General features: G+C 40.0%; 18 protein-coding genes. 7 read left to right on the top strand and 11 right to left on the bottom strand.

Annotated elements, in window-relative coordinates; translation table 11 throughout:
• Nucleotides 1-176: 176 nt before the first annotated feature.
• On the bottom strand, nucleotides 177-815 hold the full coding sequence (locus CFS04_RS09005; protein WP_088810362.1) for a hypothetical protein: 639 nt from the start codon (nucleotides 813-815) through the stop codon (nucleotides 177-179).
• Between the two features lie 35 nt (nucleotides 816-850).
• Nucleotides 851-1,609, bottom strand: a complete 759-nt coding sequence (locus CFS04_RS09000; RefSeq protein ID WP_088810361.1) for a MurR/RpiR family transcriptional regulator — start codon at nucleotides 1,607-1,609, stop codon at nucleotides 851-853.
• Between the two features lie 190 nt (nucleotides 1,610-1,799).
• On the opposite strand from CFS04_RS09000, the gene CFS04_RS08995 reads away from it, so the two are divergent.
• The gene (locus tag CFS04_RS08995; RefSeq protein WP_088810360.1) at nucleotides 1,800-3,116 is read left to right on the top strand and encodes a 6-phospho-beta-glucosidase; all 1,317 of its coding nucleotides are present in this window, start codon (nucleotides 1,800-1,802) and stop codon (nucleotides 3,114-3,116) included.
• 41 nt (nucleotides 3,117-3,157) lie between these two features.
• Here CFS04_RS08995 and pgmB read toward each other — a convergent pair whose 3' ends face one another.
• A complete protein-coding gene (pgmB, locus tag CFS04_RS08990) occupies nucleotides 3,158-3,799 on the bottom strand; it encodes a beta-phosphoglucomutase (RefSeq protein ID WP_088810359.1) in 642 nt (213 codons plus the stop codon).
• Between the two features lie 233 nt (nucleotides 3,800-4,032).
• Nucleotides 4,033-4,464, bottom strand: a complete 432-nt coding sequence (locus tag CFS04_RS08985; RefSeq protein ID WP_088810358.1) for a universal stress protein — start codon at nucleotides 4,462-4,464, stop codon at nucleotides 4,033-4,035.
• A gap of 148 nt (nucleotides 4,465-4,612) precedes the next feature.
• Between CFS04_RS08985 and CFS04_RS08980 the strand changes: the two genes are divergently transcribed.
• Complete coding sequence (locus tag CFS04_RS08980) at nucleotides 4,613-5,065, top strand: MarR family winged helix-turn-helix transcriptional regulator (RefSeq protein ID WP_088810357.1); 453 nt, start codon at nucleotides 4,613-4,615, stop codon at nucleotides 5,063-5,065.
• Between the two features lie 10 nt (nucleotides 5,066-5,075).
• A complete protein-coding gene (locus tag CFS04_RS08975; RefSeq protein WP_088810356.1) occupies nucleotides 5,076-5,435 on the top strand; it encodes a Lin0512 family protein in 360 nt (119 codons plus the stop codon).
• Nucleotides 5,436-5,472: 37 nt separating this feature from the next.
• Here CFS04_RS08975 and CFS04_RS08970 read toward each other — a convergent pair whose 3' ends face one another.
• A complete protein-coding gene (locus tag CFS04_RS08970; protein WP_088810355.1) occupies nucleotides 5,473-5,853 on the bottom strand; it encodes a VOC family protein in 381 nt (126 codons plus the stop codon).
• A gap of 243 nt (nucleotides 5,854-6,096) precedes the next feature.
• Here CFS04_RS08970 and CFS04_RS08965 point away from each other — a divergent pair, with 243 nt between their 5' ends.
• Nucleotides 6,097-7,578, top strand: a complete 1,482-nt coding sequence (locus CFS04_RS08965) for a lectin like domain-containing protein (protein WP_088810354.1) — start codon at nucleotides 6,097-6,099, stop codon at nucleotides 7,576-7,578.
• A gap of 30 nt (nucleotides 7,579-7,608) precedes the next feature.
• On the opposite strand, the gene CFS04_RS08960 is transcribed toward CFS04_RS08965, so the two are convergent.
• A complete protein-coding gene (locus CFS04_RS08960) occupies nucleotides 7,609-8,091 on the bottom strand; it encodes a methylated-DNA--[protein]-cysteine S-methyltransferase (RefSeq protein ID WP_088810353.1) in 483 nt (160 codons plus the stop codon).
• Complete coding sequence (locus tag CFS04_RS08955) at nucleotides 8,088-8,639, bottom strand: bifunctional transcriptional activator/DNA repair enzyme AdaA (protein ID WP_088810352.1); 552 nt, start codon at nucleotides 8,637-8,639, stop codon at nucleotides 8,088-8,090. Before CFS04_RS08955 ends, CFS04_RS08960 begins: the two co-directional genes overlap by 4 nt.
• Before the next feature lie 313 nt (nucleotides 8,640-8,952).
• Here CFS04_RS08955 and CFS04_RS08950 point away from each other — a divergent pair, with 313 nt between their 5' ends.
• The 3 genes from CFS04_RS08950 (at nucleotide 8,953) to CFS04_RS08940 (ending at nucleotide 11,138) form a co-directional block, all read left to right on the top strand.
• Nucleotides 8,953-9,591 carry a lytic polysaccharide monooxygenase gene (locus tag CFS04_RS08950; RefSeq protein ID WP_088810351.1) on the top strand — a complete coding sequence of 213 codons (639 nt, stop codon included), beginning with the start codon at nucleotides 8,953-8,955 and terminating at the stop codon, nucleotides 9,589-9,591.
• An 84-nt stretch (nucleotides 9,592-9,675) separates the two neighbouring features.
• A complete protein-coding gene (locus tag CFS04_RS08945) occupies nucleotides 9,676-10,416 on the top strand; it encodes an ABC transporter ATP-binding protein (protein ID WP_088810350.1) in 741 nt (246 codons plus the stop codon).
• Nucleotides 10,413-11,138: an ABC transporter permease gene (locus tag CFS04_RS08940; protein WP_088810349.1), complete on the top strand. Its 726-nt coding sequence runs from the start codon at nucleotides 10,413-10,415 to the stop codon at nucleotides 11,136-11,138. The genes CFS04_RS08945 and CFS04_RS08940 overlap by 4 nt, the downstream gene beginning before the upstream one ends.
• Before the next feature lie 7 nt (nucleotides 11,139-11,145).
• Here the strand turns inward: CFS04_RS08940 and CFS04_RS08935 are convergent, their stop codons facing one another.
• From CFS04_RS08935 to CFS04_RS08920, 4 genes are all read right to left on the bottom strand, one after another.
• A complete protein-coding gene (locus CFS04_RS08935; protein ID WP_088810348.1) occupies nucleotides 11,146-11,649 on the bottom strand; it encodes a hypothetical protein in 504 nt (167 codons plus the stop codon).
• A 12-nt stretch (nucleotides 11,650-11,661) separates the two neighbouring features.
• Nucleotides 11,662-12,471, bottom strand: coding sequence for a Cof-type HAD-IIB family hydrolase (locus CFS04_RS08930; protein WP_088810347.1), 810 nt, complete (start codon nucleotides 12,469-12,471; stop codon nucleotides 11,662-11,664).
• Between the two features lie 79 nt (nucleotides 12,472-12,550).
• A complete protein-coding gene (locus CFS04_RS08925; protein ID WP_088810346.1) occupies nucleotides 12,551-13,504 on the bottom strand; it encodes an ABC transporter substrate-binding protein in 954 nt (317 codons plus the stop codon).
• Entirely contained in the window at nucleotides 13,501-14,259 is a 759-nt protein-coding gene (locus CFS04_RS08920) for a polysaccharide deacetylase family protein (RefSeq protein WP_088810345.1), read from the bottom strand. Before CFS04_RS08920 ends, CFS04_RS08925 begins: the two co-directional genes overlap by 4 nt.
• Between the last annotated feature and the right edge of the window lie 16 nt (nucleotides 14,260-14,275).

The following is a 14,275-nucleotide window of genomic DNA, read 5'->3' as shown; positions in this document are numbered from 1 at the left end:
TTATATGAATTGGATTTCTTTCTAACTACTATATACCTAGTACTTTCAGACATATTTTAGACACATTTACAACACAATTATACCAAAAATAAAGAAAATTACTAGCTAGAATCCTTTTTTTGCGTTTCTAGATGTAAAAGAAGAGCGACTTGGTATTTTATCAAGTCACTCTTCCTTTACCGTACTCTTGTCATGTAGTCACAATATAAATTTCTTATTCTCTCATCACAACTCATATAAAGATTGCGAAGCTTAACATTATCAGATAGCAATAAAAAAGAATCCAATTCTATCACTTCCTGAAGATTTCTTATTCGTTCATAAACTAAACCTGGGTCGGCTAAAATTTTGCTATACTCTAACAAAATTGAATAGAAATGTCCTCCTATTTCCCTAAGTTGACATTTTTCCTTTTGCTCTTTGAAATAATGTTGGATATCTCTTGCAAAGGACTCGCCATGATGCGTTTCATCACGACCATAGTAATAACCAAATGGCGTACGCCACTTTAAGTTATCATTTGTACTAGTTAAGACCAAACTACTTTTGAATGTACCACCATAACTCTTTTCTAACGAATAACTACTCGCAACTTTTTCAACTTTCATAGATGTAATTTCCTGAAAAAAACGGGCATTTTCCTGATTATCCTCTATTTTCGATTCGGAAAGCCAAAACAAGTAATTATTATCTACTCTTCCAGCTATTGTTAAATTCCCTTTGTAATCCATATAGCAGTCTACTCGTTTCTGTTCCATATTCAAAGTATACTTCGGAACGACACTATTTTTTGAATTAACTACATTCTCTTTCATTTTTGATTTCCTTTCTTTTCATTTACTTTGTCACCTCAGCTTGGTTTATCTTCCTTATCCAATTGTGTTCTAATTTCACGGGCAACGCATTCGATTGTGTAGAGTGCTGGGAGTTGGGATGTGATGTTTGCATCTTGGTACATTTCTTTGTTGATGTAATAGGAAATGTTTGCGTCGGATAGTCTGGCGATGGTTGATTTGGCGCTGTTTGTGATGGAAACAATTTTGCATTTTTGCGACTTTAATTCATGAATATAGCGAATGATGTCTTCGTTTTCTCCTTCTACCGAAATGGCAACAAGACAAATCTTATCGGAAAGTTTGCTGGAAAGGTGGTAGAAAGGGTGATTGAGTGGGTCTTCGATATGCAAGGCGAGTGTGAACAGTGACGAGAAATAAAGTGCGCCGTATTCGGCGATAATACCAGATGAACCGATGCCAGCAAAAAGGACTAGCTCCGAATCGCGCAGGACCGACGCCGCACGTGCAACTTGACCTTTAAACTCAGGGGAAGCGGTTCGTTGTAAAAAGTCAATGTAGGTCGTTTCATCTGACATGTCGATGCGTGTGCGTTTTTGTTCTTCGGCGTAAAGCTGCAGTTTGACGCGGAATTCGGAAAAGCCGTTGCATTTGAAACGGCGGCAAAAGCGCAAAATGGTCGTTGTGCTGACATGTGTCGCATCTGCCAAGTCGCGAATGCGCATGTAAACGACTGTGTCGAGATGTGACGTTATATAGTTATAAATATCGAGTTCTGTATCATTTAGTTCGATAGATTGGTCTAAAAAAAGCATTTTAAGCCTCCAACATGATTTTTCTTCATTTTATCATGTAACACCTCGTTACTCAAATGTGACAAATTCCTTTTTGGAAAATGGCTACCCAATTGTTGCAAAAAGCTGGTAATTTACCGTTAATCTTTCTATACTGTAAGTGGAAATAAGAAAGCGTTCACAGATTCTTATAATATTGGAGGAATTAAAAATGGCAAATGGTATTAAAATTGCAACTATTGGTGGCGGCTCAAGCTATACGCCTGAACTAATTGAGGGTTTCATTAAACGTCAAGATGAACTTCCTGTACGTGAAATTTGGCTAGTCGATGTGGAAGCTGGTCGCGAAAAACTGGAAATCGTTGGAAATCTTGCGAAACGTATGGTAAAAAAAGCTGGCGCTAACATTGACATACATTTAACACTTGACCGTGAGGAAGCATTAAAAGACGCTGATTTCGTTACAACGCAATTACGTGTCGGCTTGCTTGATGCGCGTGTTAAAGATGAGCGTATTCCAAACTCGCACGGCGTAGTTGGTCAAGAAACAAATGGTCCTGGTGGAATGTTTAAAGGACTTCGTACCATTCCTGTTATTTTAGATATTTGTCGCGACATGGAACGTTTATGTCCTGACGCTTGGTTGATTAATTTTGCCAACCCTGCTGGAATGGTTACAGAAGCTGTTCTTCGCTACAGCAACCAGAAAAAAGTGGTGGGTCTGTGTAACGGACCAATTGGGATTGAACGAAATATCGCAGAAACTCTTGGTGTGGATCCTTCTGAAATCTACGTAGAATTCGTTGGATTAAATCACATGGTCTTTGCGAAAACTGTTTATCATAACGGAAAAGACGTTACACGTGATGTTGTTTTCAAAATGACAGAAGAAGAGCAAGGTTCTAAGCTTAAAAATATTAATGCGACAGGTTGGGATAAAACTTTCCTTCGTACGTTAAATATGATTCCAATTGATTACTTGCGCTACTACTGGCAAACAAAACAACAATTAGAAGATCAAGCAAAAGCTTATGCGGAACACGGTACACGTGCAGAAGTCGTGAAAAAAGTAGAATCCGAATTATTTGAGCTTTATAAACAAGAAGAGCTAGCTGAAAAGCCAAAACAACTTGAACAACGCGGCGGCGCTTATTACAGTGAAGCGGCATGTAATTTAATCAACTCAATTTACAATGATAAACGCGATATTCAAATTGTCAATACACGCAACAATGGTGCGATTTTAGATATTGACCCTGATTCTGCGGTGGAAACAAATTGCGTAATCACTCGTCAAGGTCCGATTCCTCTAGCAAGCGGCCATTTACCAATCGCTATCAATGGAATCATTCAAGAAATTAAAACGTTTGAACGCTTAACAGCTGAAGCGGCAGTAACTGGAGATTATGACAAAGCACTTCTTGCGATGACCATAAACCCACTTACTCCAAGTGATAGCGAAGCACGCGTTTTACTTGACGAACTTTTAGAAGCGCATAAAGAGTATTTGCCAAACTTTAATAAATAAACATGAAAAAACAGAATGACTCGCTCATTCTGTTTTTTTGCTTATAGTGCTAATTGACTTAATTCTTCTGTCGATTGTAAATTGATTTCTGCTTTTTGAAGGCTTTTGTCTGTTCCAATCGAAACGGCTGTCATGCCAGCACTTTGAATCGCTGCAACACCTGCTTCTGCGTCTTCAATGCCAATGCATTCTGTTGCTGTCAGATTTAATCCTTTTATTGCCTCGAGGAAAACTTCTGGATCTGGTTTCGAGCGCGCAATTAGGCTGGCGTCAACTACATAGTCAAATTCTTCTAAAATATGTAAGGAAGTTAAAATGGCTGTCGCATTTTTTGATGCGGAAGCTATCGCTTTTTTGATGCCGTTTTCATTTAATCTTTCCAAAAATGGAAGGACGCCAGGCAAAACGTCATCGGGCGTAATGTTTTGAATTAAGCTGACATAAAAATCATTTTTCCATGCCATTAAATCTTCTTTTTCGGCTACACTAAACGCCGCTTCTTTTCCTCCAAATGTTAAAATTCTTTCGAGTGAATCTTGTCTACTTACACCTTTTAGTTGTTCATTAAACGTGCGATTGATTTCGATGCCGATTTTGTCGCCAAGTGCTTTCCATGCTTGGTAATGATACTCGGCTGTGTCGGTGATGACACCATCTAAATCAAAAATAACGCCTTTTATCATGAAAAAACTCCTCTCAGTATTTATGGCCTCATTATGATAATAACTGTGAAACGCTTTCATTTCAAGCATTACTTTTTGTTATCGCTAACAAAAGAAGGATAACATTGTAGTTATCCTTCCAACCTGTAGAAATAAGCCAAATAAAATGTAGCGCGCACAATCAAACTGATGGCAAACGGAGCGGAACGCCGGCAAGAACTCCGAAGATTGTCGTTTGTCATCAGTTTAGCTCATTAGCGAGCAATTAATGTGTCAACTGATGCATGACCTAAAATGTAGCTGGAGATGCTGCCTAGCACAATTTTTTCAACGCGATTTAGTCCGGTTGCGCCAACGACAATAAGATCGGCTTCAAATTCTTCTGGCAATTCTTTGGCGAGAATAGTTTTCGGATTGCCGCTCTCCACGTAGGTCGCGATTTCCTGCAAACCTGCTTTTTCGGCTTCTTCGCGGTAACCAGCAATTCGAGCTTTCGCTGCTTGCATCGCTCTTTCTTCGAGTGAGCCGTCATAAGAAATATTAGGAGAAAATGATCGTAAGTCTACTACGCTCGCAATTCCAAGTGTGGCATCGTATTTCCCAGCAAGTTCAAGCGCTTTTTTAAAAGCATGGTCAGCTTGGTCAGAACCGTCAACTCCGACTAATATTCGTTTATAATTTTCCATTGTTTTCCTCTCCTTCTTTAAGAAGCATTATCTACTTCACTTTACCCGTAACCGAAAAACTAAACACTCTTTTGATAAAAAATAAATTTCTTGTTTTTCTAAAAAAGGGTATAATGATGTAAGGGAAATTGAAAAAAGGGGTCAAAATATGGATATTGAAACAAGATTGAACCAACAAATTGCATTATTTTATTTTGGGTATAAATCGTTTACAAATTCTGCTGATGATCTTATCAATAAGCATGATTTAACGCGTTTACACCATCGAATTTTGTTTTTCATTGCTCGTATGCCTGGTATTACGACTGGTGAAATGATTACAATTTTAGAAATTTCCAAACAAGCTTTACAAAAACCAATTGCTGAGCTGCGCGAAAAGGGCTTGATTCATGTTGGCATCGGGGAGCACGACAAGCGCAAACGGGCACTATTTTTAACGTCAAATGGCATTAGATTGACACACGAACTGGATAAAATACAGCGGAAGCAATTAGCGGAAGCTTTTAAAGCAGCTGGTGATCCTGAGGGGAAGGTTTTTACGGCCGTCTTAAAAGAGTTCGCCAAACACCGCGCTGGTGCCGATTTTATTCAACATTTTTAGGAGTGAGAATATGGAAAAACTACTTTTTATCCAAACAGGTTTTGGGGTTGATGTACACGGTCAAGATGTGACAAAAGCGGCTGTGAGAGCTGTGCGGCATGCGATTTACCATAATTCGATGCCGGGTATTCAAGCGCTCCTGCCTGATGCGGATTTGAACAATATGGTCGTGCACGTGAAGCTCGCTGTGCCGATTGATAAAGAAAGCGTCGATTTCGCCGCAATTAAGGCTCTGATTCCTTACGGCACGGTTCATGTATCAGTGATGGACGGCGGCATGATAACGACTAGCGGCATTTTTTTAGAGGATAAAGCAGATAAAAATGATTTCATGTATATTGTGAATGCTTCTGTTGAAACTGGATATTGAAAAATAAAAGCCAGCGGGTAAAATCGCTGGCTTTTTGCTATTTATCTTCTAAAATAGCGAAATAATTTTGTTCTGGGTCATGGAAATTAAAGACGCGTCCGAGTGGCGTATCTACTAATTCTCCGACGGGAACGCCGTTTTCTTTGAATGTAGCGTAAGTCGCATCTAGTTCATCCGTATAAAAAAGTAAAGAAGGTGTACCTAAATTCATATCGGGGCTCATTTTCGCGACAGCAATTTTATCTTGCAATACAATGGTTGTGGCTGTTTCTTCATCTGGCGCAATTTCAATCCATTTCTCCGCATCCGTTTCCTTGTTACGTGCGCGAATAATAAAACCTACTTGCTCCGTCCAAAAGCGTGCAACCTCTTCTTGATTTTCAATATATACCATGACTTGACCTAGTTTTTTTATCATCCTTTTGCCCCTTTCAGGTTTTGATTTTATTTTACATGATAGAGTAGCAAGCGGCAAATTTCATATCTTTTTTCCAAGAATATACTTTTGTATACTTATTACCTCGAGAACAACTTTCAGAATTTTACTCTATATAGTATAATGAAGCGGGAGACTATTTAGATGATTTTTATCTTTTAAATAGAATAAAAAGAAAGGATAAAAAAACAGCTTATATTTTCAACTAAAAAAGGAGGATTTAAAATGAAAAAATTGTTATGTTTGTTAGCGGGAATCAGTTTTATTTTAGCAAGTTTCTTCTTATTCTTACCTGGAAATCAAGTTGATGCAAAGGAGTATCCGGCGGGGGCAACACCAGACCCAACACCAATTTATGAGCAGCCTAAACCAAAGCAATTGCTTCGTACAACCCCTTTGCCGACTAAGTATGACCCGCGTATAAACGGGTTAGATACACCAGTTAAAAATCAACAATCTAGAAATATTTGTTGGTCATTCTCTTCAAATGCATCTATTGAAACAGCTTTGTTAAAGCAGACTGGAACGACGTATGATTTTTCCGAGCTCTATGCTGATTACTACTCGGCAAGAGATGCAGATGGCGTAGATGGAAATAATCCTAAAGCATATAATCGATTTTTAAATACTGGTGCCCAAGAATACAATGTATTTTATGAAGGCATGAATTGGGAATTACCTGTACTTGAGAGTGAAATGCCATTTGATCAATATGCTACCTATCTACCTTCTTTAAACGTTTTATCTAAAAAACCAGTTGCTCATCAGCAAGGAATGAATAATATTGTGAAGCTCCCAATAACAGCAAGCGAGACTGAGCAAGCACAAAAAGTGAAAAAAATAAAGGAGCATCTTGTGAAAAATGGTGGTCTTACATATCAATGGACTGCAAGCTCTGCTTACAGAAACACATATATGAATCCAACAACAAATGCGATGTATGTACCGAAAGATAACTATACAACCATTTCACATTCTTCTCTCATTGTTGGGTATGATGACACATACAGCAAAGAAAATTTCCGATTGGCGTACCAGCCCCAAAATGACGGCGCTTTCATCGTGAAAAATAGTTGGGGATCAACTTGGGGTGATAAAGGCTACTACTATGTGTCTTATGAAGATGCATATATACTAACTTCTGCTATGTACGGTGCGAAACAAATGGAAACCGTCCAAAACTACGATAATATGTATGCCATGGCACCATTTGCTTCTTTATCCACATATCCTGCAACAGCGAATACGTATATTGCTAATATCTTTGATGCTCCAAAAGATTCAAAAGAAAGCATTGAAGCAATTGCAATTAATACCACACAATACGACACACCTTACGAAATTTATATTAATCCAAACAGCTCTGATAAATCCTTTTCCAACCTAAAACTAGTTGCAAGAGGGGTAAAAACGGACGCTGGTTATGAAACGATTAAATTAAATGAATCTATCCCTATCACAAGTACAGATAAGTATGCGATTGTAATTAAATTCTCGTTACCAAACGGCGTTTCAAAAATGCCAATCCCAATGTTTAAACACGAAGAAGTAAATTATCCGCGTGATTCTGTGAAATCTGGAACAAGTTTTTATTCCACCTCCACAAATCAAGCAAGCATGTCTTGGCGGGAGGCTTCCACACCGAGTAACTGGTCAAGTAATGTAGCTTATAAGTTTTATACCAATGTTTATACGAAAAATTTATGAGCCATTAACTCCTAAAAATCGCCAAAGAAACTAACTTCTTTGGCGATTTTCTAGTTTTAGTAGCTGTTCTTTTAATGGTAATCCGCCTCGGTAACCCGTTAGTTTACCGGACTTACCGATGACTCGGTGACACGGGATGGCAATTAAAATCGGGTTGGATCCGATTGCTCGTCCTACTGCTCTAACTGCTTTTGGGTTGCCAATTTGTGTGGCAATTTCTGAGTAGGAAGAAGTCACACCGTACGGGATTTCGCGCAAAGCTTTAAACACGCTTTCTGTAAAATCGCCAACAGAAAAATCTAAAGGCCAGTCAAAAGATATTTTTTCGCCGTTAAAATAGGCTTTTAAGTCCTCCGCTTCCCTTGAAAATTCTGCAGAACGCCTAAATTCCTCATTTTTGTACTTCTTTTCATAAAACGCGATCAATTCGTCGTAGTCGGCGCCAATAAAGCAAACACCGCGTTTCGTTTTCGCAACATATAAACCTACATCGTCAATAAAATCATAAATCATTTCAGCACCTCATTTCGGTATTTGGATGGCGTCATGCCCATTTGTTTCTTAAAAAGAGTGGCAAATTGTGCGGCGTTATTAAAACCGACAGCGCGCGCAATTTGTTTGATTTCCAAGTTTTCCTTTCGCAGCATTTCCTGCGCTAAAATTAGCTTTTTGCGGATAACATAATGATGAATCGTTTCGCCCGTCACCTTTTTAAACGTGCGATGCAAATGACTTTCACTACCGTGGCAAGCAGCAGCAATTTGTTCGAGCGAAAGCGGTTCCGCTAAATTACTCGCCACAAAGCGTTTAATGTCCATCACCCATTCGGCATCTGGCACGCGCTCGCCGCCTGATTTACATCTTTTGCATGGCCTAAAACCCGCTTTTATCGCGGCACCACTTGATTTGAAAATGACCACATTCTCATAATTTGGCGCTTTTGATTTGCAAGACGGCCGACAAAAAATGCCTGTCGTTTGAACAGCATAATAGAATACGCCATCAAAATTAGCATCGCAATCGGTAATAGCCGTCCATTCTTTTTTCGTTGGTTTTTGCATCGTGCCCACCTCCACTTTTATTATAACGCAATCGGGCATAAAATAACGGTTTCAGGAATGAAAAAGCAAGAATTGAAACATTGCTTGCTAAACGTTCGTCATTGTATGGTTTTCCCCTTTCTATGAAAATTTGACTAGCTATTTTCTTCCCAAAAAGTTCTTTTCATGAGGTTTTTCAGAAAACTCCTCGTTTGAATGGTCTAGTTTACAGGAGGAAGCTCTCATTTTTTGATTTTCGTGATTATCTTTGATGGGCTAGGGAAAAGAAAAGCGGGCGCATGTTATTTATGTGTACCAAAAAGGAGGAATAGAGATGAAGAATTTTTTTGGAAAGTCGGCTGTATTTTTAGGGGCTATTGCGCTAACTGTTTCGGGGGCAACGGTTGGCGTATCCGCACACGGGTACATTTCAAAGCCTGAGAGTCGCGCTTATTTAGCGAAACTTGGCGTAAATCAAAATGCGGGGCCAATTCAATATGAGCCGCAAAGTGTGGAAGCAACGGGAAACTTCCCAACTGGCGGACCAGCCGATGGCCAAATTGCTGGCGGGGGGAAATTTAGTGACATGGATGTGCAAACCGATTCGAGATGGAGTAAAGTAAACTTAACCGGTGGCGCAAATACAATTGAATGGACGCTAACGGCGCTGCACCGTACTTCTGAATGGAAATATTATATGACGAAAAAAGATTGGAATCCAAATGAGCCGATTACACGGGCATCGCTTGAGCATCTGCAAACAATTGATGCCGGCAATACGATTCCAACGACAAAAGTCACTCAAACGGTAAATCTCCCAACTGATCGTTCAGGCTATTACGTCCTTCTTGGCGTGTGGGAAATTGCAGACACTGGGAATGCCTTTTATCAAGTGGTTGACGTGAATTTATCGAACAACGGGACATCGGGTAGTTCCCCGTTACAATTTGTACCGACGTCTATCCAGTTTTAAACAAAAAATGAGAGCGGGAAAATTTCCTGCTCTTTTCTTGTGTTACGGCTTCGTTTATAATGATTTTAGGAGAGGAGTAAACGAATGAACGCCATACAAGTGAAAAACGTAACATGTGAATATCAAGAAACTATCGCCTTAAATAAGATTTCGCTTGAAGTGCCTGAAAAATCAACTTGCGCCATTATTGGACCATCTGGCTGCGGGAAAACAACACTTCTCCACGCAATGGCGGGTTTTGTCGCACCAACAGAAGGCGAAATTCGCTTTTTCGGGGAACAAAAAATCGGTTTTCCTGATGAAACTGGGATAATCCTACAAGATTACGCGTTATTTCCTTGGAAAACTGTTTTTGAAAACATCGCTTTAGGTTTAAAAATCAAAAAACAATCTAAGGCCGAAATAAATGACCGCACGCAAACACTTTTAGCGGAACTTGGCCTTGAGGCGTGCCAAAATAAATATCCGCAAGAACTTAGTGGTGGGCAAAAACAGCGCACCGCAATTGGGAGAAGCCTCGCGCTTAATCCGAAAATTTTATTGCTCGATGAGGCCACGAGCGCGCTTGACGCGATGACGAAGGAAAGTTTGCAAAATAGGCTGCTAGAAATCCAGCAAAAACGCGCCACCACAATGGTTCAGGTTACCCACTCCATCGAAGAGGCCGTTTTTCTCGGCCAGAAAATCATCGTCATGGGCACAGGCAACATCAAACAAGAAATCGCCAACCCTTTTTTTGGACAAAGCGAGCTCCGTATGCGAAAAGAATTCTATGACATGTGCCGAACAATTCGTTCCGCGCTCGGAAATGAGGTAGCGAAATGAAAATCAAAATCGCAAACAGCCTCATCGGCATTTTAGGCTTGCTACTCATTTGGGAGTTGCTTTACCTTTTTATTAGTAGCCCCGTCATACCAGCGCCGCTTGCAACGTGCGTCTTATTTTTCGAAAAAATCCCCGAACTGATTCCGCATACGCTAATGAGCCTGTACAGAATTGTCGTCGCCATTCTTGTTTCGCTTCTCATCGGAATTCCACTCGGCATTTTCATTGGCGCGAACCAGCTGGCCGACAAATGGCTCTCGCCGATACTTTATTACATCTATCCGATCCCAAAGGTTGCCTTTTTACCCGTATTCATGATTTTATATGGGCTTGGCGATTTATCAAAAATCATGCTCGTCATCTGGATTATCATTTTTCAAATTATTTTATCCGCGCGTGATGGTGTGAAACAAATGGACCCAAACTGGGAGAAAATCATGTTTTCCTTCCAAGCTACGCCTTTTATGAGGTTTAAGCACCTACTTTTACCAGCCATTTCACCGCACATCATTAGCGGGCTTCGCATCGCTATCGGCATTTCGCTCGCCTCACTCTTTTTTGCGGAAAATTATGCAACTACATATGGACTTGGTTACTACATTATGAATGCGTGGTCAGTAATTGACTATCCTGACATGTTTTGCGGTATTTTAGCACTTGCATTTCTCGGTTTTTTCTTATTTAAATTGACCGATTTATTAGGAAAAAGGCTAATCAAATAAAAAACGTTCAAATGAACGTTTTTTTATTTGCAGCTCTTTTTAAAATTAGTTTTTCCCCTGTATCTGTCACAAAAAGATTAATCTCAGCAATTTTAACGGCTGAAAAATTCTTACCGTTTGTTAAAATCTTTATTTTGGAGCCAACTGGATGTTGAATAAAGAACTGCGTTAACTCGACAACGCCCACTCCACCTCTTTGGGAGTAACCTTTTCGGATAACTCGCCCTTTATGTTCCATTTCTAACACTAAAAACAGCATGATAGATTTACCACTTCCTGTTTCAAACCATTTCAATGTGGCTTCTATCGGAATTGTACAAGCTTCAATTGATTTATTTGCTTGCTTATTTAAAATGATAATCACAATAATCATACTGACAAAAATAATGGCACTTATTGCTAATAATACCTTCCAGTAAGGCTCAGTTTGTATATTTAGTGACAGTATACCACCTATAAAAGAAAAAATGGTAAGCAGGATAGCAATATTCATTTTTGCGTCAATACTCATAAAAATAACCCCTTATCGTAATTTTCTCTGCTTTAAAAACTTATAAATGCCTTCTCTTTCATTCGTTTCCGTCACAAAATCAGCTTTTTCTTTCAATTCATTGTTCGCATTCCCCATCGCGACACCGATTCCAGCAAATTCAATCATCCCTAAATCATTTTCACCATCACCAAAAGCAATCACATTTTCTTGCTTCACAGAAAGGCGCTCAGCCAAATTCCGCACGGCCACCGCCTTATCAATTTGCTCCGGCAAAATCTCAATATTGTTCATATGAGAGGACAAAAAGTGCACATTTGGGAGCACTTCAAGCTCCGTACGCAACTCCTGAATCCGCGAAAAATCCTGCTCTTCTACAATTAAACCGTTCACCATCTCATCGACAAACCGCTCGAATACATCTCGCTCATTCACCGAAACATGTTTCACCGCCTGAACGCGTTCTTTATCATCTTCTTGTTTAAAATGGGACGGGACTTCACCAATATAGAACACCGTATCCGTCGAAAAAAAGAACGCCCTTACCTTTTCAGCCTGGCAAATCTCGTAAATTTTTGTAAGCGCATCATTATCCGTTTTCACGTGGTGGAAAATCCCCTCTTTGTTCGCCGCAATTGAGCCATTTGAAGCGATTACAAATGCTTCTTCATGAATATTTTTCGCAAATTCATTCGCCGCATGAAACATCCGCCCAGTTGCCACCGAAAAATAATGGCCTTCTTTTATTAATTTCCTCAAAAGTCGCCGTGTTTTTCTCGGCACCTTATGATTTTTCCCAAGCAACGTACCATCTAAATCGGTACAAATCAAGTATTTCTCCACAACTTTCTCCCTTTCCAAACCTTTACCTTTAATTATAGCGAAGTCCATAAAAACCGCAAGATGAACTTGCGGTTTTAAGTCAATCCAACATCGAAAAATCGGTCATTTCGTCATAAGAATAATCCTTTTGAATCATTTCTTTTTCTTTCGTCCATTTTTCAATGCTATCAAATTGTTTTTTGCTGACTTTTTGAGCTTTTGTATAGTCTTCTTCTTTATTTTCTAAGTAACTTGTCATCGCATCTGGGAATTTATACGTCTTTAAAATATCCGCGTAATCAGCCGCATCATGCTCATTCATATACGCAACACCTTTGTTATACGCCCGGTAAAACGCAGAAATATCCGCTTCGCGGGATTTCACAACATCGCTTGCAAAACTAATTGTGCCACCTTTAATCCCGTATTCTGCGGAGCTTCCGAGAACATGGGCGCCATTTTTTTCAAGAAGAGTGGCTTGAGGTTCTGTAAAAATCACAGAATCCACTTGATTATTCAAAAGCGCTTCATATCGCGCAGAAATCGACGGAATTTGTACGATTTTGTAGCTAATATCATTTTCCGCGGCCATTTCGTCCATGATGTATTCTAGTAAAAACTTCGGCACGAGCGAAACTTCCTTGCCATCAAGCTGTTTGATATCCGTAATCCCTGAATCAGGCGAGGAGAGCAATTTGAAATCTTCATTAATATCGGACGTAATCGTGAAATCCATACCACCGTCACGCATCGAAAGTGCCGTCATCACATCGCCAATCATACCGTCGATTTTCCCAGCTTGAGCCGCGACATTGCGGTCGTTCGGCGCATTAAACGGGGTAATCTCCACATTCACTTTTTCTTCCTCAAAAAAGCCTTTTTCTTTGGCTAAAATAATCGGAATAGCAGATTCTGCTGGCAGCGTCCCAAAACGCAACGGTTTGTTCGTCGTTTCCGTTTTTGTCTCCGCAGCCTTTTCTGGTTCCGAATTTGAACACCCTACAACCACTACACCAACTAAAAGCAACATTAAAATTCCAAGCCATTTTTTCAATTTTCCTTACCATCCTTATGTAAAATTTGTTTCAATTCTTCCGCTGTCATGCCGAGTGCAACAACTTGGCGGTGAAGTTCGAGTGGAGGCGTTTCGCGCTCATTTCGCCCTGGTTTTGTCGTAAAAGCTAGTTTAATTCCTGCTTGTTGCAGGCGTTCCAAATCAGCCTCGCCGTAAGCCCCAAATGGGTACGCGAAAATATCCGGCTCATCGACAAATTCCGCACACGTTTTTAAATCCGCCAAAAGTTCGGCTGTCGTCGCCGTTTGAAATGTGCTTTTCGCACCATCTTGATCATGCAAATCGGTCGTATGGTTGGCAAACGTGAACACGTCACGCATTTCGTTCACCTCGCTCACACTCATAACCACTGATTTTTCTGGATTAAAGCGCTTGGCGGTTTTAGCTAGCCAGCCACGCACAACAAATAAAGTCGCGTGTAAACCACGTTTTTTTAACACCGGGTAAGCGTACCGTAAAACGGATTGGAATGCATCATCAAATGTAATTAGTACGGCATTTTCAGGCAAAGTTTTACCTTTTTCATAAAAATCCCGAACATCCTGCATCGAAATTACATTAAATCCCCCGCTTTGCAACATATCCATTTGCTTTTCGAAGTCATCCACATAAGCAAAAAGCATTTTTGGAAGTGCGGCATCACAATTTGTCGCCACTTCAACCACCGAAGGCGCGCTCTCCCCAATTGCTCCCCGCTCGCGCAGTTCGTGATACATTAAAACATGAAAACTCATTTTCCCCTCTCCTTTT

Origin of the sequence: Listeria sp. ILCC796 (assembly GCF_900186175.1) — a bacterium.
GTDB lineage: Bacteria > Bacillota > Bacilli > Lactobacillales > Listeriaceae > Listeria > Listeria goaensis.
This window is presented reverse-complemented; position numbering and strand designations above follow the sequence as displayed.